At 72.2% G+C, this 20,255-nt stretch carries 23 protein-coding genes and 1 pseudogene; 16 read left to right on the top strand and 8 right to left on the bottom strand.

Features of this window, described 5'->3' with window-relative positions:
* The first annotated feature begins 2 nt into the window (after positions 1-2).
* Positions 3-272 carry a DUF4031 domain-containing protein gene (locus tag ACOTKD_RS16450; RefSeq protein ID WP_424889685.1) on the top strand — a complete coding sequence of 90 codons (270 nt, stop codon included), beginning with the start codon at positions 3-5 and terminating at the stop codon, positions 270-272.
* A 15-nt stretch (positions 273-287) separates the two neighbouring features.
* Here the strand turns inward: ACOTKD_RS16450 and ACOTKD_RS16445 are convergent, their stop codons facing one another.
* Positions 288-962 carry a hypothetical protein gene (locus ACOTKD_RS16445; protein WP_424889684.1) on the bottom strand — a complete coding sequence of 225 codons (675 nt, stop codon included), beginning with the start codon at positions 960-962 and terminating at the stop codon, positions 288-290.
* A 58-nt stretch (positions 963-1,020) separates the two neighbouring features.
* Here ACOTKD_RS16445 and ACOTKD_RS16440 point away from each other — a divergent pair, with 58 nt between their 5' ends.
* Positions 1,021-1,719: a copper homeostasis protein CutC gene (locus tag ACOTKD_RS16440; RefSeq protein WP_424889683.1), complete on the top strand. Its 699-nt coding sequence runs from the start codon at positions 1,021-1,023 to the stop codon at positions 1,717-1,719.
* Positions 1,720-1,894: 175 nt separating this feature from the next.
* Positions 1,895-2,488, top strand: a complete 594-nt coding sequence (locus tag ACOTKD_RS16435) for a hypothetical protein (protein ID WP_424889682.1) — start codon at positions 1,895-1,897, stop codon at positions 2,486-2,488.
* Here ACOTKD_RS16435 and ACOTKD_RS16430 read toward each other — a convergent pair.
* Positions 2,469-3,695 carry an MFS transporter gene (locus ACOTKD_RS16430; RefSeq protein WP_424889681.1) on the bottom strand — a complete coding sequence of 409 codons (1,227 nt, stop codon included), beginning with the start codon at positions 3,693-3,695 and terminating at the stop codon, positions 2,469-2,471. The genes ACOTKD_RS16435 and ACOTKD_RS16430 overlap by 20 nt on opposite strands.
* A gap of 124 nt (positions 3,696-3,819) precedes the next feature.
* Between ACOTKD_RS16430 and ACOTKD_RS16425 the strand changes: the two genes are divergently transcribed.
* The gene (locus tag ACOTKD_RS16425) at positions 3,820-4,140 is read left to right on the top strand and encodes an ArsR/SmtB family transcription factor (protein ID WP_106681086.1); all 321 of its coding nucleotides are present in this window, start codon (positions 3,820-3,822) and stop codon (positions 4,138-4,140) included.
* Between the two features lie 64 nt (positions 4,141-4,204).
* Here the strand turns inward: ACOTKD_RS16425 and ACOTKD_RS16420 are convergent, their stop codons facing one another.
* Positions 4,205-6,265 (bottom strand): HelD family protein, encoded by a 2,061-nt coding sequence (locus ACOTKD_RS16420; RefSeq protein ID WP_424889680.1) that lies wholly within the window; start codon positions 6,263-6,265, stop codon positions 4,205-4,207.
* 278 nt (positions 6,266-6,543) lie between these two features.
* On the opposite strand from ACOTKD_RS16420, the gene ACOTKD_RS16415 reads away from it, so the two are divergent.
* Positions 6,544-6,684, top strand: coding sequence for a hypothetical protein (locus ACOTKD_RS16415; protein WP_424889679.1), 141 nt, complete (start codon positions 6,544-6,546; stop codon positions 6,682-6,684).
* A gap of 15 nt (positions 6,685-6,699) precedes the next feature.
* Here the strand turns inward: ACOTKD_RS16415 and ACOTKD_RS16410 are convergent, their stop codons facing one another.
* Positions 6,700-8,349, bottom strand: a complete 1,650-nt coding sequence (locus ACOTKD_RS16410) for a DNA repair helicase XPB (RefSeq protein WP_424889678.1) — start codon at positions 8,347-8,349, stop codon at positions 6,700-6,702.
* Positions 8,350-8,524: 175 nt separating this feature from the next.
* Positions 8,525-11,032 (bottom strand): helicase-associated domain-containing protein, encoded by a 2,508-nt coding sequence (locus ACOTKD_RS16405; RefSeq protein WP_424889677.1) that lies wholly within the window; start codon positions 11,030-11,032, stop codon positions 8,525-8,527.
* Between the two features lie 428 nt (positions 11,033-11,460).
* Here ACOTKD_RS16405 and ACOTKD_RS16400 point away from each other — a divergent pair, with 428 nt between their 5' ends.
* The 7 genes from ACOTKD_RS16400 to ACOTKD_RS16370 all read left to right on the top strand — a co-directional run bounded on the left by ACOTKD_RS16400 (position 11,461) and on the right by ACOTKD_RS16370 (position 15,195).
* Positions 11,461-11,688: a hypothetical protein gene (locus ACOTKD_RS16400; RefSeq protein ID WP_302863645.1), complete on the top strand. Its 228-nt coding sequence runs from the start codon at positions 11,461-11,463 to the stop codon at positions 11,686-11,688.
* A gap of 43 nt (positions 11,689-11,731) precedes the next feature.
* Complete coding sequence (locus ACOTKD_RS16395; protein WP_424889846.1) at positions 11,732-12,190, top strand: DUF6879 family protein; 459 nt, start codon at positions 11,732-11,734, stop codon at positions 12,188-12,190.
* 21 nt (positions 12,191-12,211) lie between these two features.
* Positions 12,212-13,066, top strand: a complete 855-nt coding sequence (locus ACOTKD_RS16390; RefSeq protein WP_424889676.1) for a helix-turn-helix domain-containing protein — start codon at positions 12,212-12,214, stop codon at positions 13,064-13,066.
* A gap of 97 nt (positions 13,067-13,163) precedes the next feature.
* Positions 13,164-13,994, top strand: coding sequence for a radical SAM protein (locus ACOTKD_RS16385; RefSeq protein WP_424889675.1), 831 nt, complete (start codon positions 13,164-13,166; stop codon positions 13,992-13,994).
* Positions 13,957-14,280 (top strand): hypothetical protein, encoded by a 324-nt coding sequence (locus ACOTKD_RS16380; protein WP_424889674.1) that lies wholly within the window; start codon positions 13,957-13,959, stop codon positions 14,278-14,280. The genes ACOTKD_RS16385 and ACOTKD_RS16380 overlap by 38 nt, the downstream gene beginning before the upstream one ends.
* A complete protein-coding gene (amcA, locus tag ACOTKD_RS16375; protein ID WP_424889673.1) occupies positions 14,258-14,437 on the top strand; it encodes a multiple cyclophane-containing RiPP AmcA in 180 nt (59 codons plus the stop codon). Before ACOTKD_RS16380 ends, amcA begins: the two co-directional genes overlap by 23 nt.
* A gap of 71 nt (positions 14,438-14,508) precedes the next feature.
* Positions 14,509-15,195: a pentapeptide repeat-containing protein gene (locus tag ACOTKD_RS16370; RefSeq protein WP_424889672.1), complete on the top strand. Its 687-nt coding sequence runs from the start codon at positions 14,509-14,511 to the stop codon at positions 15,193-15,195.
* Between the two features lie 218 nt (positions 15,196-15,413).
* Here the strand turns inward: ACOTKD_RS16370 and ACOTKD_RS16365 are convergent, their stop codons facing one another.
* Both ACOTKD_RS16365 and ACOTKD_RS16360 read right to left on the bottom strand, forming a co-directional pair.
* Positions 15,414-16,118, bottom strand: coding sequence for a hypothetical protein (locus tag ACOTKD_RS16365; protein ID WP_424889671.1), 705 nt, complete (start codon positions 16,116-16,118; stop codon positions 15,414-15,416).
* A gap of 382 nt (positions 16,119-16,500) precedes the next feature.
* A complete protein-coding gene (locus ACOTKD_RS16360) occupies positions 16,501-16,893 on the bottom strand; it encodes a DUF6415 family natural product biosynthesis protein (RefSeq protein WP_424889670.1) in 393 nt (130 codons plus the stop codon).
* Positions 16,894-17,089: 196 nt separating this feature from the next.
* Between ACOTKD_RS16360 and ACOTKD_RS16355 the strand changes: the two genes are divergently transcribed.
* The 4 genes and pseudogenes from ACOTKD_RS16355 (at position 17,090) to ACOTKD_RS16340 (ending at position 19,551) form a co-directional block, all read left to right on the top strand.
* Complete coding sequence (locus tag ACOTKD_RS16355) at positions 17,090-18,049, top strand: helix-turn-helix domain-containing protein (protein ID WP_424889669.1); 960 nt, start codon at positions 17,090-17,092, stop codon at positions 18,047-18,049.
* Positions 18,042-18,242, top strand: a complete 201-nt coding sequence (locus ACOTKD_RS16350) for a DUF397 domain-containing protein (RefSeq protein WP_424889668.1) — start codon at positions 18,042-18,044, stop codon at positions 18,240-18,242. The genes ACOTKD_RS16355 and ACOTKD_RS16350 overlap by 8 nt, the downstream gene beginning before the upstream one ends.
* A 58-nt stretch (positions 18,243-18,300) precedes the next feature.
* Positions 18,301-18,633: pseudogene (locus ACOTKD_RS16345) on the top strand (class I SAM-dependent methyltransferase); the annotation flags it as partial.
* 423 nt (positions 18,634-19,056) lie between these two features.
* Entirely contained in the window at positions 19,057-19,551 is a 495-nt protein-coding gene (locus tag ACOTKD_RS16340; protein WP_424889845.1) for a carboxymuconolactone decarboxylase family protein, read from the top strand.
* Between the two features lie 18 nt (positions 19,552-19,569).
* Here ACOTKD_RS16340 and ACOTKD_RS16335 read toward each other — a convergent pair whose 3' ends face one another.
* Positions 19,570-20,223 carry a hypothetical protein gene (locus ACOTKD_RS16335; RefSeq protein ID WP_424889667.1) on the bottom strand — a complete coding sequence of 218 codons (654 nt, stop codon included), beginning with the start codon at positions 20,221-20,223 and terminating at the stop codon, positions 19,570-19,572.
* Positions 20,224-20,255 lie beyond the last annotated feature (32 nt).

Raw genomic sequence — 20,255 nt, 5'->3', positions numbered from 1 at the left:
CGATGACGCTGTACATCGACCCGCCCGTCTGGCCCGGGCACGGCCGCATGTGGTCCCACCTGATCAGCGATGTGTCGTTCGACGAGCTGCACGCCTTCGCGGCGCGGCTCGGCGCTCCCGCGCGGGCCTTCGACCGCGATCACTACGACGTGCCGTCGACGTCCTACGGGGACGCCGTACGGCTCGGCGCGGTGGAGGCGAGCAGCAAGGAGCTGGTGCGGATGCTGGTGGTCGCGGGGCTGCGGCGGCCGAAGCACGAACGCCCGTCGTAGGGGCCGCCCGCGGGGTCAGCCGGTCAGCAGGCCGAGCTCGGTGGTGACGTTGCGGCGCGCGACCGCTTCCCAGCGGTCGTAGCCCAGCGGCGTGCGGAAGAGGCGCGGCAGCTCCAGGAGCTGCCGCAGCACCGCCGCGCGCCCCTCGCGGAAGGCCGCGTCCGGCACGAAGCCGTACTCCTCGCGGACGGCGGCGGCGTAGGCGGCGTACTCCTCGGGGGTGCCCGCGAGCACGGCCAGGTCCGCGTCGGACAGCACCTCGCCGTCGCGGTCGCCGGCCTGCGGGTTGTGGCCGGCGGTGAGCCGCACCAGCCGGGCGACCTCGGCCGTGCGGGCGGCGCCGATGCCCAGCTCGGGCAGGGCCCGCTCGGCGAGGTGCGCGCTGCGCTCCTCGTTCTCGGAGCGGTCGGGGCGGTAGACGGCGTCGTGGAACCAGGCGGCGAGGCGGACGGCGTCGATGTCGCCGGCGTGCGCGGCGAGCTCGTCGACCCGGCCCAGGACCGCCTCCAGGTGGTCGATCGTGTGGTAGCGGCGCTGCGGCTCCGCCCAGCGGCGCAGCAGGTCGTCGGCGTACGGGCGCGGGTCCGGGGCGTCCTGCGGGGCGGCGGTGCCGCCGCGCGCGCGGTCGACGGTCTCCTGCCAGCGGGCGCGCAGGGCGGGGCCGGACGGGTGCTCGCTCGGGACTGTCATAGGCCAATTGTGGAACACGGCTTTTGGCGCGGGCCGCGCATGTGGCAGGCTGTGCAATATGTCTAGACCAATTCTTGAAGTGATCGCGCTCGACCCGCGGGACGCGAGGGCGGCGCAGGACGGCGGAGCGGACCGCCTCGAACTGGTCACCGACATGGCCGCGGACGGCCTCACCCCGCCGCTGGAGACCTTCACCGCCGTACGGGACGCCGTCGGCATCCCCGTACGGGTCATGCTGCGCGCCACCGACGGCTTCTCCGCGGGTGACGCGGCCGCCCTGGCCGCCCTGTGCGACACCGCCCGGGCGCTCGCCGCGGAAGGCGCCTCCGAGTTCGTCCTCGGCTTCCTCACCGACGACGGCCGGGCCGACCTCACGGCCGTCTCCGCCCTCGCCGACGCGATCGGCCCGCGAGCGCGCTGGACCTTCCACCGCGCCATCGACCGCGCGGCGGACCGGGACGCGCTGCGCAAGCAGCTCGCGGACCTGCCCGGCCTCGACACCTATCTGACGGCGGGCTCCGCGTCCGGCGTCGACGACGGCCTGCCGACCCTCCTCGCGGAGGCGGGCCGCTCGGACGAGCCCGGCTACGAGCCGCGGATCATGGTCGGCGGCGGCCTCCAGCTCAAGCACCTCCCGGTCCTGCGGGGCGCCGGCATCTCCGCCTTCCACATCGGCGGCGCGGCCCGCCCGGACGGCTGGGCCGGCCCGGTGGACCCGGGCGCGGTGCGGACGTGGCGGTCGGCGCTGGACTCGTAGGGGTCTTTCCCGCGGCTTGCGCCTTGCGTCAGGAGTGCGTCAAATTTGCCGGAATCCGGCAATGTGTACGGACCGTGCGGCGGAGCATCATGCCCTCGGGGGAAACCGGGCAGGGCCGCCGCTCCTCGGCCTCCCCCTCCGCACGACACCGTACGACCTCGGGGGAGAGGCGCTCGTGAGCATGCCGGAAGCCGGCAATCCGTACGCGCAGCCGCAATATCAGCAGCAGGCGCAGCCGCAGTTCCCCGGGCAGCAGCCGTACGGGCAGCCGCAGCCGTACGGGCAGCAGTCGTATGGTCAGCAGCCGTACGGGCAGCAGCCGTACGGCGCGCCGGCGCCGCAGGGGCCCTACGCGCCGTACCCGCACGCCCCGGTGGCGCCGGAGATGCCTCGCACGGTCAAGAACGCCCGCATCGGGCTGTACGTCCTCGGCGGGCTGAACGCCGTGGGCGGAGTGCTCATGCTGGCCGTGGCCGGCATCAGGGCCGCCGGGACAGCCGGTACGTCGCCCGCTCAGCTGTACGCGATCGGCACGGTCGCCCTCGTGCTCAGCGTGGTCGCGTTCGTCGTCGCCGCCAGGTTCCGCAGCGGCGGCAACGGCGTACGGATCGCCGGCGCGGTCGTCGGCGGGCTCGTCCTGCTCAACGCCTTGGTGAGCCTGGCGACGGGACAGTGGACGGGCGGGCCCGGGCTGGCCTTCGGGGCCCTCGTGATGGTGGGGTGCCTGAAGAAGGAGGCGGCGGACTGGTTCACGCGGCCTCGCTCCTGACCGGCTCCGGAGCCTGCGTCCGGCCGCGGGCCTCGCCCGCGGCCTCGGAATCCGCAGGCGCGGGAGCCGCCGCCGCGGGCCGCGTCGTCCTCGCCGCCAGCGCCATCGCCCCCACTCCCAGCACCGACGCCGCCAGCGGGAACCACCGCTCGCCCAGGAGGGCGATCGCCAGGCTGCCCGCGGTGCCGCCCGCGGCCATGCCCAGGTAGAGGGCGCTGCTGTTCAGGGAGAGCAGCAAGGGGGCGTTGGCGGGGTTCAGGGAGGCCAGGCGGTGGGGCTGGGCGACCGAGATGGACCAGCCGGCGAGCGGGACCAGCAGGGCGTAGAAGAGCGCGCCCGGCATCGTCCGGCCCAGCCACGGCAGGGCCGTGAAGCACGCCACCGCGATCACGCTGCCGGTCAGCAGGACCTTCCGCACGCCCCAGCGGTCCACGGCGCGGCCGCCGAGCCAGCTGCCCGCGACCGACGCGACGCCGGTCGCCAGCAGGACGATGCTGAGCCGGTCCGCGTCCCCGCCCGTCGCCGGGCGGACGGCCGTCCCCAGGAAGATGTAGACGGACTGGAAGGCCAGGAAGAACGTGAAGGTCGTCGCGACGGCGCCCAGCACCCGCCCGTCGCGCAGGGGCGTCAGCCGTTCCCGCAGGCCCGCCGACCGGGCGGGCGCGGGCAGTTCGCGGAGGAAGGCGGCCAGGCCCAGCAGGGCCACCGCGCCGAGGGCGGTGACGAGCCACATCGTCAGCCGCCAGTCCGCCCGGCCCACGTAGGTGCCGAGCGGCAGCCCCAGGGCCGTGGCCACGGTCATCCCGCCGAGGACGGTCGCGATGGCCCGGCCGCGCCGCTCCGGCGGGACGAGGGCGGTGGCCGCGGCGCTGGCGGTCGGGGTGTAGAGCGCGGCGCCGGCGGCGGCGAGGACGCGGGTCGCGAGCAGGGTGGGGTAGTCGGGGGCGAGGGCGCTCAGGGCGTTCGCGGCCGTGAACACGGTGAGCGCGACGAGCAGCAGGCGGCGCCGCGGCCAGCGCGCGGTCACGGCGGCCAGGACGGGCGCGAGCAGCGCGTACGAGAGCGCGAAGACCGTCACCAGCTGCCCGGCCGCCGGTACGGAGACGCCGAGGTCGCCGGAGATCCGGCCCAGGATGCCGGCCATGACCATGGTGTCGGTGCCCACGGCGAACGTGCCGAGGGCGAGCAGGAGGAGTCGTAGGCGCACGGGGGCCTTCCCATCGGACCGGTGAGTGACTGATCGTCTTGATCGTTGGATACTCGTCAAACAATCGATGATGGGTGGATGATTGTCAAACAATTGCCCGGGGGGTCGACGGAGAGGAGAGGCCGTGCCGGACGAATGGCTCCCGCAGCCCGCCACCGAGGACATCCAGCTGGTGAAGGTGCTGCACGCGCTCGGTGACCCGGTGCGCCTGCAGCTCTTGTCGATCTACTTGGAGGGCCGGGAGGTCAGCTGCGCCATGGAGGGGCTCGGCCTCGACCACCTGCACAAATCCACGGTGTCGCACCACATGAAGGTCCTGCGCGAGGCGGGCGTGACCGCGACGCGCGTCGCCGGCCGCAACCGGTTCGTGCGGCTGCGGCGGGACGATCTCGACCGGCGCTTCCCCGGGCTGCTGGACGCCCTGCTCAAGGGGCTGGAGGGGTAGCTCCCCCGCCGGCCCGAAGGGCGGCCCGGGGAAGGGTCGGGGGACGAGTCAGGGAAGGCCGGGGTTACCCCAACTGCCCCGGCAGCGCCTCCGCGTGAAGCACCGTCAGCCCCGACACCGCTCGCGTCAGCGCCACGTACAGCCGGCGCAGCCCCGTCCGCTCGTCCGGCTCCCCGGCGACGACCGCCGCGGGCTCGTCCAGCACCACGTAGTCGTACTCCAGGCCCTTCGCCAGGGACGCCGGCACCAGCGTCAGGCGGGCCTCCGCCGTCGTCTCCTCGCCGGGCGCCAGGTACGGCAGGCCCGCCTCCGCCAGCAGCGCGCCCAGCGCGGCGATCCGCGCGTCCGCCGCGATCAGGCCGATCGACCCCTCGCGCGCCAGCGACTCCCGGCACGCCGCCACGACCGCCTCGTCGAGCTCCCCGGCGGCCACCGGGCGGACCGAGAAGTCGCCGGCCGCCTCACGGACGGACGTGGCCTCGGCCAGGCCCGGCGCGATGGCGGGCAGCAGGCGGGACGCGTAGGCGATCACCTCGCGCGGCACGCGGAACCCCTGCGTGAGCTCCTCCACGGCCGCCTCCGGCTTCCCGAGGTGCGCCAGCGCCTCCTCCCAGCTGGACGTCGCCCACGGCGTCGTGCCCTGCGCGAGGTCGCCGAGGATCGTTGCCGAACCGGTGGTGCAACGGCGGCCCACCGCGCGGTACTGCATGGGCGAGAGGTCCTGCGCCTCGTCCAGCACCACGTGCCCGAGCGAGGGCGTGCGCGCCACCAGGTCCGCCGCCTCGTCGATCAGCACCGCGTCCGCCGCCGACCACTTCGCCGACTTCACGCCGCGCGCCGGCTTCGCCCACAGGATCTCCGCCTGCTCCTCCGCCGACAGCACCCCCTGCGCGTGCTCCGCCAGGAACTCCGCGTCGGACAGCAGCCGCAGCACCAGCTTCACCGGATCGACCGCGGGCCAGACCGCCTTGACGGCCGCCTTCACGGCGGCGTTCCGCGCCACCGCGTCCTGCACCCGGTCGTCCGGCGCCTCGCCGGCCTGCTCCATGCGCACCAGCACGGCGTGCGCGATCCGCTGCGGCAGGGCCTCGCGAGCGGCGCCGTAACGGATGTCGCGCGCCAGCAGCTCGCGGACGATCTCCTCGATCTCGTACGCCGGCACCCGCCAGCGCCGCGAGCCGCGGACGACGACCACGGACTCCTCCGGCATCGTCACCCCGGAGCGCACCGCGCGCCGCAGCACCTCCGCCATGCGCGCGTCGCCCTTGATGCGGGCGGCGGTCGCGGAATCGGTTCCCCGCACCTCCACGTGCGCGACGAGGTCGTCCACCGTCGCCTGCGCGACGTTCAACTCGCCCAGCGCGGGCAGCACTTGCTCGATGTAGTGCAGGAAGGACCGGTTCGGGCCGACGACGAGCGTGCCCGTACGGGCGAGGCGCTCGCGGTGCGCGTAGAGCAGGTAGGCCACACGGTGCAGGCCGACCGCCGTCTTCCCGGTGCCCGGAGCCCCCTGGACGCACACCGTGCCGCCGATCCCGGCGCGCACGATCTCGTCCTGCTCCGGCTGGATCGTCGCCACGATGTCCCGCATGGGGCCCACGCGCGGGCGCTCGATCTCCGCCTGGAGCAGCTTGCTGGCCTGATCGGCGCCCGCCGTGTCCGTCAGGTCCTCGTCCTCGTACGCGGTGAGGTCGCCGCCCGTGTAGCCGAAGCGGCGGCGCATCCGCACGTCCATCGGCTCCTTCTTGGACGCGCGGTAGAACGGCTGGGAGACGGGCGCGCGCCAGTCGATCACCATGGGGTCGCCGTCGGCGTCGTGGACGTGCCGCCGGCCGATGTAGAAGCGTTCCCCTTCCGCGCCTTCCGCCTGATCGGCGGCCGGCGCGTGCGCGTAGTCCAGCCGTCCGAAGAACAGCGGAGTGTGCGCGAGATCGGCCAGCGCCGTGATGCGCTCCTCGATCTGCCGCTCCAGGACGGCGGCGTTGACCCAGTTCGCCGTCACGTCCTTGATGTCGAGCGCCTCGACGTCCTCCCGCATGGCGCGCAGGGCGGCGCGGGAGGAGGAGAGGTGGGCGCGCTCCCGCTCCAGGGGGTCGTTCGCGTTCGATACGTGTGGCGCGGGCACGGCAAAGCCTCCAGGCGTACGGCGGAACGAGTGGAAGCCGCCGGTTTCCGTCCGGACGGCGGCGCTCCCGATGTGCTGTGGGAGGCGGCGGAAAGGAGGGATTGTAGTCAGCGGGGCCGGGGGCGCGCGAGTGATTTTCCCGCGCCCCCGGGGCGGTTCTCAGGGTCGGCGTCCATCTCCCGTAGGGGACGCCATGATCCTCGGGTCGTACGCGCGGGCCTGCGCTTTTACACCGGCAGGCCGATGTCCGGGGCGGTCCGGGCCACCATCATGGAGACATGAACCCAGCAACCGTGAACCCGGGCTCCGCCCCCGCCGGCTCCCCCCTCGCCCACGCCCTCCGCGCGATCAAGGCCTTCGCCGGCGCGGCCGTCAGCGTCGTCGTCCTCGGCCAGTACGCCGACGGCCGCAAGGCCTGACCGGGTCACCGCCCCTCAGCCCTCCCGGTCCTCCGCCAGCAGCTCATCCGCGTCCACGATCCGGTACGCGTAGCCCTGCTCCGCCAGGAACCGCTGCCGGTGCGCCGCGAAGTCCTGGTCGATGGTGTCGCGGGCGACCACCGAATAGAAGCGCGCCTCGTGCCCGTCCGCCTTCGGGCGCAGCACCCGGCCGAGGCGCTGCGCCTCCTCCTGCCGCGAGCCGAACGTGCCCGAGACCTGGATGGCGACCGTCGCCTCCGGCAGGTCGATCGAGAAGTTCGCGACCTTCGAGACGACGAGCACCGAGAGCTCGCCCTCGCGGAAGGCGTCGAAGAGCTTCTCGCGCTGCGCGTTGCTGGTCTCGCCCTTGATCACGGGGGCGCCGAGGTGCTCGCCCAGCTCGTCGAGCTGGTCGATGTACTGCCCGATGACCAGCGTCTGCTCGCCCTTGTGCCGGGCCACGAGCGCCTCGGTCACACGCCGCTTGGTGGCCGTCGTCGCACAGAAGCGGTACTTCTCCTCCGCCTCGGCCGTCGCGTAGGCGAGCCGCTCGGAGTCGGTGAGGTTGACGCGCACCTCCACGCAGTCCGCGGGCGCGATGTAGCCCTGCGCCTCGATCTCCTTCCACGGCGCGTCGAAGCGCTTCGGGCCGATGAGCGAGAAGACGTCCGACTCGCGCCCGTCCTCGCGCACGAGCGTCGCCGTCAGGCCCAGTCGGCGGCGGGCCTGCAGGTCCGCCGTGAACTTGAAGACCGGCGCCGGCAGCAGGTGCACCTCGTCGTAGACGACCAGGCCCCAGTCCCGCGAGTCGAACAGCTCCAGGTGCGGGTAGATGCCCTTCCGCTTGGTCGTGAGGACCTGGTACGTGGCGATGGTGACCGGCCGGATCTCCTTCTTCGTACCGCTGTACTCGCCGATCTCGTCCTCGGTCAGCGACGTCCGCTTGACCAGCTCGTGCTTCCACTGGCGGGCGGAGACCGTGTTGGTGACGAGGATCAGCGTCGTCGCCTTCGCCTTGGCCATGGCCCCGGCGCCGACGAGCGTCTTGCCCGCGCCGCACGGCAGCACGACCACGCCCGAGCCGCCGTGCCAGAAGCCGTCGACGGCCTGCTGCTGGTACGGGCGCAGCGCCCAGCCGTCCTCCGCCAGCTCGATGGGGTGGGCCTCGCCGTCCACGTACCCCGCGAGGTCCTCCGCCGGCCAGCCCAGCTTGAGCAGCGTCTGCTTGATCTGACCGCGCTCGGAGGGGTGCACCGCGACCGTGTCCGGGTCGATCCGGGCGCCGACGAGCGGCTGGATCTTCTTCGACCGGAGGATCTCCTCCAGGACGGGCCGGTCCGTGGACTCCAGGACCAGCCCGTGCGTGGGGTGCTTGACCAGCTTCAGCCGCCCGTAGCGGTCCATCGTCTCGGCGATGTCGACGAGGAGGGCGTGCGGGACGGGGTAGCGCGAGTACGTGACGAGGGCGTCGACGACCTGCTCGGCGTCATGGCCGGCGGCCCGGGCGTTCCACAGCCCCAGCGGGGTGACCCGGTAGGTGTGGATGTGCTCCGGGGCCCGCTCCAGCTCGGCGAAGGGGGCGATGGCGCGGCGGCACGCGTCCGCCTGCTCGTGGTCGACTTCCAGGAGCAGCGTCTTGTCGCTCTGGACGATCAAGCAGGACACTCGTACCTCCACTACCGGGCCGGGCCGGCCCCTCGCGCCAAACTCCTCAGTTTACCGGGTCGCGGCGGGCCTGGTCGGGTGGTGCGTGTTGGCCGCCCACGGCCTGGTCAGGTGTGCGTGTCCGTGGGCCGCGGGGCTTGGTCGGGCGTGCGTGTCCGTGGGCCGCGGGGCCTGGTCAGGCGTGCTCGTCCGCCAGTTCGGCCACGCCCGTGATCCGGTGCAGGGCGTACGTGCGGACCTCGTCCGCCGTGTGGTCGTAGCCGGTCACGAAGCCGCCCTCGACCCGTACCGGCGCGATCACGCGCTGGCTCGCCGCGCCCTCCGCGTTGACGTAGCCGATCCACACCGCGGCCCCCGTCATCACCGCGGCCTGCATCGTGGCGAGGGTCTCCGCGGACGTCGTGCGGGGCAGGCCGCCGTCGGCCGGGGCGGGCGCGGCGACCGGCTTGCGCTCGGCCGTCGACGCCATGTCACCGGCCCGGATCGCCCGTACGGCAGCGCCGAGCAGTGTCTCGTCGGGGACCGGCGGGCCCTCCGGGACGGGCGCGGGCGCGGTGCGCGGCGGGGTGCGGTGGGCGTCGGCGCGCGTGACGACGACGTCGCCCTCCGCGGACTCGGCCGCCGGGGCGTACCCCATGGCCCGCAGGCCCTCCAGGAGGGCGTCCGGCGCGGCCTGCGCGGCCAGCACGGTGGGGGCGAGGCGGCGCAGCCGCAGCGGGGCCGAGCGGCGGTCGGCGAGGATCTCGGCGAGCACCGCGTCGTCGTCGCAGCGCAGGTACGAGGAGGCCGCGCCGACGCGCAGGTGGCCGTGGCGGCGGGCCACGTCGTCGACGAGGTAGGCCAGCGGCTGGGGCACGGGCGTACGGGAGTGCCCGGTGAGGAACGCCTTGAGATCGGCCGCGGTCTGCCCGGCGTCCAGCGCGCGGCGCACCGAGGCGGGCGTGAAGCGGTAGACCGTGGCGCCGCCCTTGGACTCGACCTCCGCGAGGACCGACAGCATCTGCGCGAGCGGCCGCTTCAGCGGGCCGGGGGCGACGGCCGTCAGATCCGCCTGCAGCAGGATGTGGTCGAGCGGCTCCGGCAGGAGCGGGGCGAGGGCGGCCGCCGCGCGGACGGCGCACGCTCCTGCTTCGGCGTCGCTCAGGGGGTACGCGGGCGTCGCGTCCTCCCGTCCCAGCAGGGCGCGGCCGGGGGCGCTGAGGGCGCCGCGGTTGGTGACGCCGAGCAGCTCGGCCTCCGTGAGGGCCCAGCGGGCCAGGCGGGTGCGCAGGTCCTCCGCGCCCGGCTCGGCCGGGGTGCGCGGCGGGCGCTCCCAGTGCAGGCGGGCCAGCAGCGTCTCCGGAGCCACCGACGCGCCCGGCGGGAGCGTGGCCAGGAGGGCGAGGACGCGGTGGCGGACCTCGGGGGCCGGGGAGCGGTCCAGGTCCGGGCCGAGCGCGTTGAGCGGGCGGGACTTGGCGTCCCGGCCGCCGGCCAGGCCCGCGGAGCGGGTGGCGGCCAGCCAGGCCGCGGCCAGCCGGGCCCAGCGCTGCTCGGCGGGCAGGTGCAGCCAGTCGTCGTAGGCGGGGGTGGGGGCGTAGCGCTCGTCGACCTCCCCGTCGGAGGCGAGCAGCCCGGCCGCGTACGCCAGCTCCGTCCAGAAGGCGGCCGTTGCCTCGGTGGTGTCGAGGAGGCTCGCGGTGCGCTTGAGGTCGCGCACGCTCAGGCCGCCGGCGCGCAGCACGAGCGGGCCGTCCGACTCCCAGGCCGTCAGCAGCTCCTCCACGGTGGTGAGCGCGGTGAAGGCCTGCCCGGCGGCGGCCGCGTTCACGGTGTGGGCGGAGTGCGGGGTGGCGGGGGCGAGCTCGGGGGCGACGGGCTCGGGGGCGCGGTGCGCGCGTCCGCCGCGCAGGTGCAGGGCCACCTCGCGGGGCAGCACGACATTCCCCGGCGTCGCGGGCAGCAGCAGGCCCCGGTCGAGGAGCCAGCGCAGGTGCGGGGCCGGGTCGGCGGTGACCGTGCCGTACGGCGGGCCCCACCGCAGGCGGCCGAGGACGGCGGTGGCCTCCGTGGGCGCCTGCGCCAGCAGCTCCGCCATGCGGCTGCGGTCCTCGAACAGGGCGGTGAGCGCGGCGACCGCCGACACCGGGTCGTGCGTGCCCGGCAGGCCCGCCGCCGCGATGATCTGCTGCAGGCGGCCCGGCGACATGCCCGCCGTGGCCTCCGCCACGGTCGGGCCCAGGCCGGTCGGGGACGGGTGCGCGGGGCTCGGCGCGAGCAGCTCGCGGGCCGTCCGGACCAGGCGCAGCCGGTCCTCCGTGCCCCAGACGAGGGCCTGGTCGCGCAGCGTGGCGACGGCGGCGGGCAGGGCCTCCGCGATGCGGGGGTCGTCCGGGGCGTCCCCGGTCATCAGCGCGGCGAGCGTGCCGTACGGGCAGGGGTCGGGGGCCACGGCGAGGGTCTCCGCCGTCTGCTGGACGAAGCGGTCCAGGCGCTCCAGGGCCCGCAGGACGGAGGCGCGGGTGCCGGCGCGGGTCGCCAGCTGGGTCAGGTCGCCCGGCACGGGGTTCAGCAGATCCGGCCGCGCCCGCAGCAGCCCGGCGAGCGCGCCGTCGGGCCGCGCCCGCAGCTCCTCGGCCAGCGTCCGCGGCCCGCCGCCGCGCGCGGCGCCGCCGCTACTGCCTGTCTCCCGCGGTGTGGTCATTCTGTTTACGGTACCGGGTTGCGGGGCGCCGGCCAGGGGTTACGGGCGGGCGGGGCGGCTCCGCGGCGGGCTGGATGCGGGGTCCGCCGGCGGGTGCGGGTGCGTCTCGGGTGCCGGGGGGGGGGGGGGGGCGGGGGGGGGGGGGGGGGGGCCCAAGTTGGCGGGTCCGGGGCCGTATATGTACGGGCCCGTTGCCGCGGACACCGAGGGTGCCCCGGTATTGGGCCCACACATACACGTCAGCGCCCCGGACCCCCACCCCTGCGCCCCCGCCCCCTCCCGCCGTATGCCCAGCTGCGGGCCGGTGACGGCCACACCTCATTTCTGCGCCGGCCGAAGCCGGTGCAAGCTCGTGCAAGTTCCGTGCGCGGCCCTTGGGGCGGGTGCGAAGCTGGACCGGAGATCGTCACCGAGCGAGGAGGGCACCGATGGCTCTGCGCATGCTTGGCAAGGACCCGGAGAGCAAGTCCGGGGATTCACCGACGATTTACCTGGACGAGGACAAGGACACCTACCTGGTTCAGGGCTGGAAGGTCGAGGAGGGGGAGCGGCTGAGGCAGCTCGACCTCCCCGGGCACGAGACCGTGGTGGAGATCCCGCGGCGGATGGTCCAGTTCTTCCTGGAGACGCAGGGCGGGGCGCGTGCCGACGTATAAGGAGCTACTGGGCTCCGCCCGGCACTCGGCGGTTCACCTGGAGATGCGCGACGGATACATGCCTTCCGATCCGGCGTTCGCCGCGTGGAGGGAGGGCCGGCTGTCGGACCCGGTGGACGATGACCCCGACTTCCAGCAGTGGCTGAGCTGGGTGTCCGAGGCCACGGCGCGGGGGGTGCGGGTGCGGAGGGCTCGGGTGGTGTCGGTGCCGGAGTCGGACTACATCCGCTTCGAGCATCACGTATCGCACGCCAACGTGAGGGCCGGCGAGGACATCCGCTGGCTGCCGCGCCGCCGGGCCACGGACCTCGCGCTCCCGGGCAACGACTTCTGGGTCTTCGACAACGAACTCGTCCTCGTCCTGCACTTCACCGGGGACGGGGAACTGGCCCCGGAGGGGCGGGAGCTCACCCGCGACGAGCGGGTCCTCGACCTGTGCGCGAGTGCGTTCGAGGCCGTGTGGGAACGTGCAGTCCCGCACGAGGACTACCGGCTCTCCTGATCGGCGCGGGCGCAGCAGACCGTGGGATCACCTCCTTCTTCCTCCGCCGTCCGGGAAGCCCGTGTTGCCCTGGGCGGGCGGCTGCGGGAGATCCGGAAGGCGGGCGGCTTCATGACGGCACGGGCTTTCGCGGCCTGTGCAGGCTGGAGCGAGTCGAAGGCGTCCCGCATCGAGAACGGCGTCACGCGGCCGTCCGAGGAGGATCTGCGGCAGTACGCCGAGCTGTGCCGGGTTCCCCAGGTGTACAGCGACCTGGTCGCCACGGCGCAGAACATCGAGGAGATGTACGTCGAGTGGCGGCGCCTGCACCGTGACGGGCTGCGCCCGATCCAGGAAGCCCACGTTCCGCTGTACGCGCGTACACGGCGCTTCCGCGTCTACGAGCCGGGAGTCATCCCCGGCCTGCTGCAGACACCTGCCTACGCCCGATCGATTATGGGTCGCATCATCGGGTTCTGGGGGATACCCGACGACACCGAGGATGCGGTCGCCGTCCGCATGGACCGCCAGCAGGTGCTGCGCGACGCCGGCCGGCAGTTCGGCTTCCTGATGGAGGAGGCCGCGCTCCGATCCCGGTTCGGGGACGCGGAGGACATGGCCGACCAGCTCGGCCATCTGCTGACCGTCTCAGTGCTCCAGCAGGTCAGCTTGGGCATCGTCCCGATGACGGCCGACCGCACCATGTGGCCGCTGGAAGGCTTCTGGATCTACGACGATGAGCAGGTGGTCATTGAGCTGGCCACGGCGCAGGTCACTGTGAAGCAGCCGAGCGAGGTCGCCATGTACGCACGGATGTTCTCCGAGCTGGCGCGGATCGCCGTGTACGGCAAAGCGGCCCGCGCGCTGATCACCGAGGCCGTCAACGCCCTGACGTGAGACTTCTGCAAGCACGTGCAAGTTTCTTGAGCCGCGTGGGCCCGTTTGCGGATGCTGTCCCACGCCCCAGCCTCTCCAGGATCGGTGGTGAATCCGCGTGCCCACTACCCCGGCCGCCCCCTGCCCCGCCGGCAGCGCCGGCAGCGCCGTGCGGCGTCTGGCCGCAACTCCCCGGGCTGTGATCATGCAGCCGACGACCTTGTGCCGGCCCCTGGACTGCACCTACTGCTACCTCCCCCTGCGTAAGACCCGGCATGTGATGCCGGTGACCGTGGCCGAAGCAGTCGCCCGGCCGGTCAACACGTGGGCCCGGGAAGGCCCGCGGTTCGAGGTGGTGTGGCACGGGGGTGAACCGCTGTCCGCCGGCCGCGAGCACCTCGCCCACCTGATGGCCCCCTTTCACGGGGTGAAGCACATCGTGCAGACGAACGCCGCCCTCATCGACGATGTCTGGTGCGACTTCTTCGCCGAGCGGGACATCGCGGTGGGGGTGAGCCTGGACGGGCCCGAGGAGATGAACTCCCGCCGCATCACCCGGGCCGGCCATCCGGCTCACCGGGTGATCATGCGCGGCATTGACCGGCTGCGCCATCACAGCATCCACTTCGACGTGATCGCCGTCGTCTCCGCCCCCGACCCGGCCCGCGCCGCCGACCTGTACGGGTTCTTCGCGGACCTGGGCTGCCGCACGCTCGGGGTGAACATCGAGGAACACGAGGGCGTGAACACCGCCCGGCACGATCTGTCCCGGGCCGCCGAATTCTGGGAGGCCCTGACGGCGGCGTGGCGGGCCCGCCCAGTGATCCGGGTGCGTGAGGTGAGCCGGGTCCTGGACTTCGCCGGGCAGGAGCCCGTGGGATCCGCTGCCCACGATCGCCTACGACGGCGGGGTGGTCCTGCTGTCCCCGGAGCTGGCCAACTTCCATGACCGCCGGCTCGGCGACTTCACCACCGGCAATGTCCTGCACACCGGCTTCGAGGTCCTGCTGGCCGAGGCCGAGCAGCGCACCCGGTGGCTGCCGGAATTCTGGCGCGGCGTCGACGCGTGCAAGGCCACCTGCTCGTATTTCGACTTCTGCGGCGGTGCCCATCCCGCGAACCGGTACTTCGAGCACAACGGGCGGATGGACGGCACCCGAACCCGCTACTGCACCGCCTCGAAGATCGCCCTATTCGAAGGAGTGACCCGCCATGCTCATGCCCACGGCCGCTGACCGCGTACGTGCCACGGCCGCCGCTCTGCAGGCGCTGATTTCCCTGGCGCAGCCGGGCCCGGAGTCGAAGTTCGACAACCGCGTCACGTGGGACAACGTCACGCCTCCTTTCGACAACCGGCCCACATGGGACAACTGGAACAAGAAAACCAAGTAGCTTGCCCTGCGGCAGGCCCCTTGCCCTCGGCGGATCCCTGGCATCCGCCCCCTCCTCGACGATGGAGACCCATGGAGTCCCGCGCTCTCGGACGCATCAAGATCACGCTCCCTGACCTCACCGAGCCGGGCCTGCGTCTCTCCCTCGTCGAGTCCCTGGAATCGGGGCGCGGCACTGTCCAGGAGTTCCAGTACGCCGACGCGCACCTGCGGGAGCTGGACCTGGCCGGCACGCGGCTGATCACCGGTCGGATCACCGGCCTGCGCGCTGCCCGCGTGCGCTTCGAAGCGGTGAACCTGCACTGCGTCCAGCTGGACGCCTGCGATCTGGGCGTGGCCCGGTGGACGGGCGGCAAACTGACCCGCGTAGCCTTCCGCAACTGCAAGATCATGGGTGCGGTCCTGGACGACCTGGTCCTGGAGCACGTGCTGTTCGACCGTTGCAAGCTCGACTACACCGCCTTCACCAAGGTCCGGGCGGCGGGCCCCGTTGCCTTCTCCGAATGCGGGCTGACCGAGGCGTCGTTGACCGACTGCGACCTCTCGGACGCGGTGATGCGCGACTGCACGCTTCGGGACACCGAATTCGGACGCGGACGGTACCGGGGCCTCGACCTTCGCGACAACGACCTCGGCGCCCTGCGGGGAGTCGCCTCGCTGAACCGCGTTCTGATCGACCGCGCCCAGCAGGACCAGCTCGCCCAGGCCCTCATGGCCGAACTCGACGTGACTTACGGCGACGACCTCAACGTGCCCTGAGAAGACCGACGGGGTTCGGGCGCGGGCCGGTTTGGGTGCCGGTGGCGGGGGCTCCGGGGTGGGGGTCCGGGGCCGTATATTTACGGGCCCGTTGCCGCAGACGTCATGGGTGCCCCGGTATTGGGCCCACAAATACACGTCAGCGCCCCGGACCCCCACCCCTGCGCCCCCGCCCCCTCTCGCCGGACCCCCACTGCAGGCCGGACCTCGTGGACGGCTCAGGGGAGGTGGAGTTCTGTGCACGCCGGTCCGTGCTGGGTCTTGGCCTCGCATGCTCCCGGCTCCGACTCGTCCGGGTTGACGGCCTCGATCTGGACCACTGAGGTTCCGGCAGGAGGCGAGAGAGGGATGTCGATCTGCTGCACGACTTTCCCCTGGTCGTCGGGTCTGAGCACGCTCCAGTAGAGGTCTCTCCCACTCTCGGGATTCACGGACACCTCGATGTGCGACCACTTCTGGACGCCGTCCGCATGCACACCGAAGTGCAGCCGCGTGCCGGACCGGGGGCCGTCGAGTCTGACGTCGGTGATGGTCGGACGGCCGTTGCCGCCCGCGGCCTGGGCGGCGCCGACCACGGCAATGCTCAGGGACGCCATGTAGAAGATGACACCGAGGACGAGCACGCCCGTCTCCCACACGACCCCACGTCCTGTGGGACGGATGAGCAGGGCGCCGATGCTGCAGACGATGGCGATGATGGCGCAGAGCGAGGCCACGTAGATGGGCCACGACCTGTTGTTGAGGGCGACGAACACGAACTTGCTGTTGAGCCCCAGGGTGGTCATGATGCCGGCCACCGCCACGAGCGCTCCGGCCAGGATCTTGGCCACGTCGTCCAGGCGCTTGCCCAGCGCGGCCTGAACCTCTCCGACGACCAGGGGCGAGGGTCCCGCCGGTTTCGAGGGCTCTTGCGCACCGCCCATTTGCGAGCTTTCCCGATCGTTGAGCCCTGCCGGGCAGGACGGCTGCTGGACGACCTCACCTTGCCATTCGGCCCCCGGCGAGCAGGACATTGCCGCCTGCTCGGAGCCGGACCACCGGCGGATGTTCCCCCGGTCGGCCCAGCGCGACTGTTCGGCTACGGGCAGATGCAGTTCGGCGGACGCTCAAGCGCGGTCGGGCCGCTGGTGTGGGGAACGGCCACCACCCTGATACGCAGTTCGAACAGGCGCCGCGCCTCTTCGAGGTCCCTGGCAGCGGCCGCGTCCGCGTGCGCCCGGCGGCGGCTCGGCCGGAGAGCGCGTACGGGCCGGGAGAACTGGCCGTGCAGGGCCCACCGCGTGTACATGCGCACCGCCAGCCGCTTCACCGTCCGCCGCCGTTCCACTGCAGCCGCCGCTGTTGGTGCAGCAACTTCCCGGCGGCCTTCCCGAGGCCCCGGGCGAAGGCGATCGCGGACGCGTACCCGTTACCCGGCCCGCCCTCGGCCCGCTCCCGGGCCTCCTGCACGGCGGCGAGCGCGGCCCGGCGGACCAGACAGTCCGCGGGCCGGGCAGTCGCAGCCGCCTCCACGGCGGGTGCGGTCTCCCGGATGTAGTCGAGCAGCCGTTCGGTGACCTCGCTCAGCCGGTCCGGCGCGGGCAACCACGTTTGCATGTCGGTGGCTTCGCGGAGAGCCTGCCCGATCGAGACGGGCGAGGATCCGGAGAAGTCCCTGGAACCTCCGCCGACATGGGCGGTACGAGGAAACGGGGGCATGGCAGCTCCTTCGAGCGGTGCGAAGGCGTAGCGCCCGCACCTGCGACTCGGTACGAGAACCACCCTGCCGGGTTGCGAAGTTGCGATTCAAGCGAAACCTCGCGCAGCTACCGCTACCTTCTGAATTGGCACATGCCAAGGCGACAACACAGGCGCTGCCGAGGGAACTTGATGGCTTCTCGACGGTGTCAGGGGCGTGGTTAAGAAGGACAGCGGGGTGCGCAGCGTGAACACACGGTGCCAGACTCAATCAAGCGGCAAGCGGCCATGGAAGGCGAAGAGTGTGGGAGCTCGGATCGGACCAACAGCCCGGCGGATCGAACTGGGAATCGAGCTACGCCGCATGCGCAATGAGGCCGGCCTGACTCTCGAACAGGCAGTGAAGGGGCTGGGCTTCAGTGAAGCGAAGCTTCAGCGCGTCGAGACCGGAAACATCCCTCTGAAGCAGGCAGGCCAGCTACGCGCGCTCCTGAAGCGCTATGGCGTGATGGATGAGGAGCACGTAGCCAGGCTCGTCCAGTTGCACCGGGAGTCCGGAAGTCAGGAATGGACATCCTTCGCCAACATGGTGCACCCCACGACGCGGACATTCGTCGGTGTGGAATCCCTGGCCCACACCATCAAGGCGTGGCACCCGACCCTCGTCCTGGGCCTGCTCCAGACGAAGCGGTACGCGACCGGGGTCTACGAGATGGAGAAGATGCACGACGAGTACACAAACGAGTTCATCGAGCAGAGCGTCCGCCTGCGCATGATGCGCAAGGAGCTGCTGACCCGCACCGAGGACCCCGTACAGCTCTGGGCGATCCTGGGGGAAGCAGCGCTGCGCCATGTCGTTGGTAGTGCCGACGTCATGCGTGAGCAGCTCGTAGAGATCGCCGCGCTCTCGGAGCTGGACAACGTGACGGTTCAGATCCTGCGCACACACGAGACCGGCTATCGGTACGCCAGCGACTTCACCGTCGTCGATCTTGAAGGCGGGCTGCCGTCAACAGTCCAGATCGACATGCCCTGGGGAACCGTATCCATGTCGGACAAGCCGCGGGAGGTCGGGCGCTTCGCCCGCAGGTTCGACTCGCTTCGCGCGGCAGCGACCTCCCCCGACAAGACAGCAAGCTTTCTGCAGCAACTAGCGAGAGAACTCACCGATGCTTGAGATACCCGCCATCAAGTCCGCACTCTGGAGGAAGTCCTCCTACAGCAATGCGGGGGGAAACTGCGTGGAAGTCGCCAGTATGTTGGCCCGCATCGGAATCCGCGACTCCAAGAACACAACCCTCCCGCCCCTCCAGGTGCAACCGTCCGCCTGGACCTCCTTCCTCCACGAGGTCCGGTCCGGCGGGCTGTGACCCAGCTCAGCTCGGGTTCACCTGACAGATCGACCGGAGACGGTAAAGCATCACCGTCATGACGATCCCCCAAGTAGACCCGGAGATCGTCGACTTCTCTACCGATACCTTCGACGAGGCCACCCGGCTGACGGCAACAGCGGACGGCATGCTGGAGCTGGTCCGGCGCCACCTGCCGCCCGCACCCGCAGACGTCCTCGACGTGGGCGGCGGGCCGGGGACGCACGCGCGGTGGCTCGCCGTAGACGGGTACCGGGTCCATCTCGTGGACCCGGTGGCCAAGCACGTGACGCAGGCCGCCGAGGCAGGCTGCACGGCGGAGATCGGGGATGCGCGAAGCCTCCGTGCCGGCGACGGGGCGTACGACGTCACGCTCCTCCTTGGGCCGCTATCAACCGAGTTCCAACCTTGCGCGGCGGCAAACCGGCCCCGTTCCGGCCGGCAGGGGGGGATCCGGCGGGAGGTGGTGGGGGCGCAGGGGTGGGGGTCCGGGGCGCTGACGTGTATTTGTGGCGCCAAGTGCCGGGTGAGACTGCGGAGGAGGGAAGGGCGCCGTAAATATACGGCCCCGGACCCCCACCCCGGAGCCCCCGGCACCGGCACCCAAACCGGCGCGCACCCGCACCCCAACGGACCCGCACCCCAACAGACCCGCGCCCCAACGGACCCGCACCTGAACGGCCCCGCGCCCAAGCGGACCCGCACCCCGACGATCCCGGCAAAAAAGATCGCCGCCGGCTGTCACACTCGCCCGCCGGGATCCGTCAATGCAGTGACGGCAACACGAAAACACCGAATCACTGCGGAGGAAGCCATGTCTGCCATGCGTTCCCGGATGTCCGACCCCCAGGAGTTCGTTCCCGAGATCACGGAGATCGCCGGGGCCCTGTTCAAGGCCGTCGGCAACAGGTCCGTGCCACGGACCACGATCGGCCTGATGCACCTGCGGGCGGGCCAGATCGTGGGCAACACCTACCTGACCGTGCTGCACTCGTCGCTGCTGCGGAAGGCGGAGGAGTCGGAGGAGCGCCTCGCGGCGGTGGCGTCCTGGAGGGACGCGCCGTACTTCTCGGACGCCGAGCGGGCCGCGCTGGCGCTGGTGGAGGCCGTGCTTCAGCCCAGCACGGACGGCGGCGAGCGCGTCTCGGACGAGTTGTTCGCCGAAGTCGCCGAGCACTACGACGACAAGGCCCTCGCCACGCTGATGATCGCGATCAGCCAGGTGAACTTCTTCATCCCGATCGCGCTCATAGGCAAGCCCCTGCCCGGGAGGACGTTCGCCGAGACGGACCAGTGGACCGCGCGCTAGCCGGACCGGCGGGCCGTATCAGTCGAGGTCCTCGAACAGTGGGTGCCGACCCGCGCGGCGCCGTACGAATCCGCGGCGGCCGGCCAGCAGGGTGATGCCGGTCCATCCGGCGACGCCTGCGATGAGAGAGCCGAGCTGGCCACTCGGATCGACGTCGGAGGCCGCCTCCAGCGGGACGGCGCCGTCCGGGTCGCTGATGACCACGAGGCGGTCGCCCACCTTCCACTGCGGGTGGTCCCCGCTGTAGTCCAGGGTCTCCTTGAGCTCGCCCGACGGGCCGACGAGGGTGAAGCGGTGGCTTGAACTGCCGTCGGCGTCCGCACTGTCGGCCGTGATGCGGACGGTCTCGCGCACACCTCGGTTGTCGAGCGCGGCCTCGCGGGCGTACTGGACCGAGCCTACGAGGACGAACAGCGACGGCAGTACGGAGAGGGCGGCGAGCCACCATGCGTGATGGAGGAAACGCAGGAGGCCCGCGAAGACGAGGCAGCCGATGAGGCCGGTGACGATCGAGATCACCTCGGTGCCCGGTGTGAGGTACGAGATCCCGGTGTTGGCCGCGGCAATGATCCAGCCGAGCACCAGCACGACGAGGGTGAACAGGAAGTAACCGCCCCGGTCCACGTTCGCGCCGGGGAGGGCTGCCGGCTTCTTCATGTCCACTTCAGTCATCGGAGCAGCATAGGCAGACAGACCATGGCCCC

The organism is Streptomyces sp. XH2 (assembly GCF_049725035.1).
Taxonomy (GTDB): Bacteria; Actinomycetota; Actinomycetes; order Streptomycetales; family Streptomycetaceae; genus Streptomyces; species Streptomyces roseoverticillatus.
Note: the sequence above shows the minus strand (reverse complement) of the source record. Positions and strands in the feature narration are given on the sequence as shown.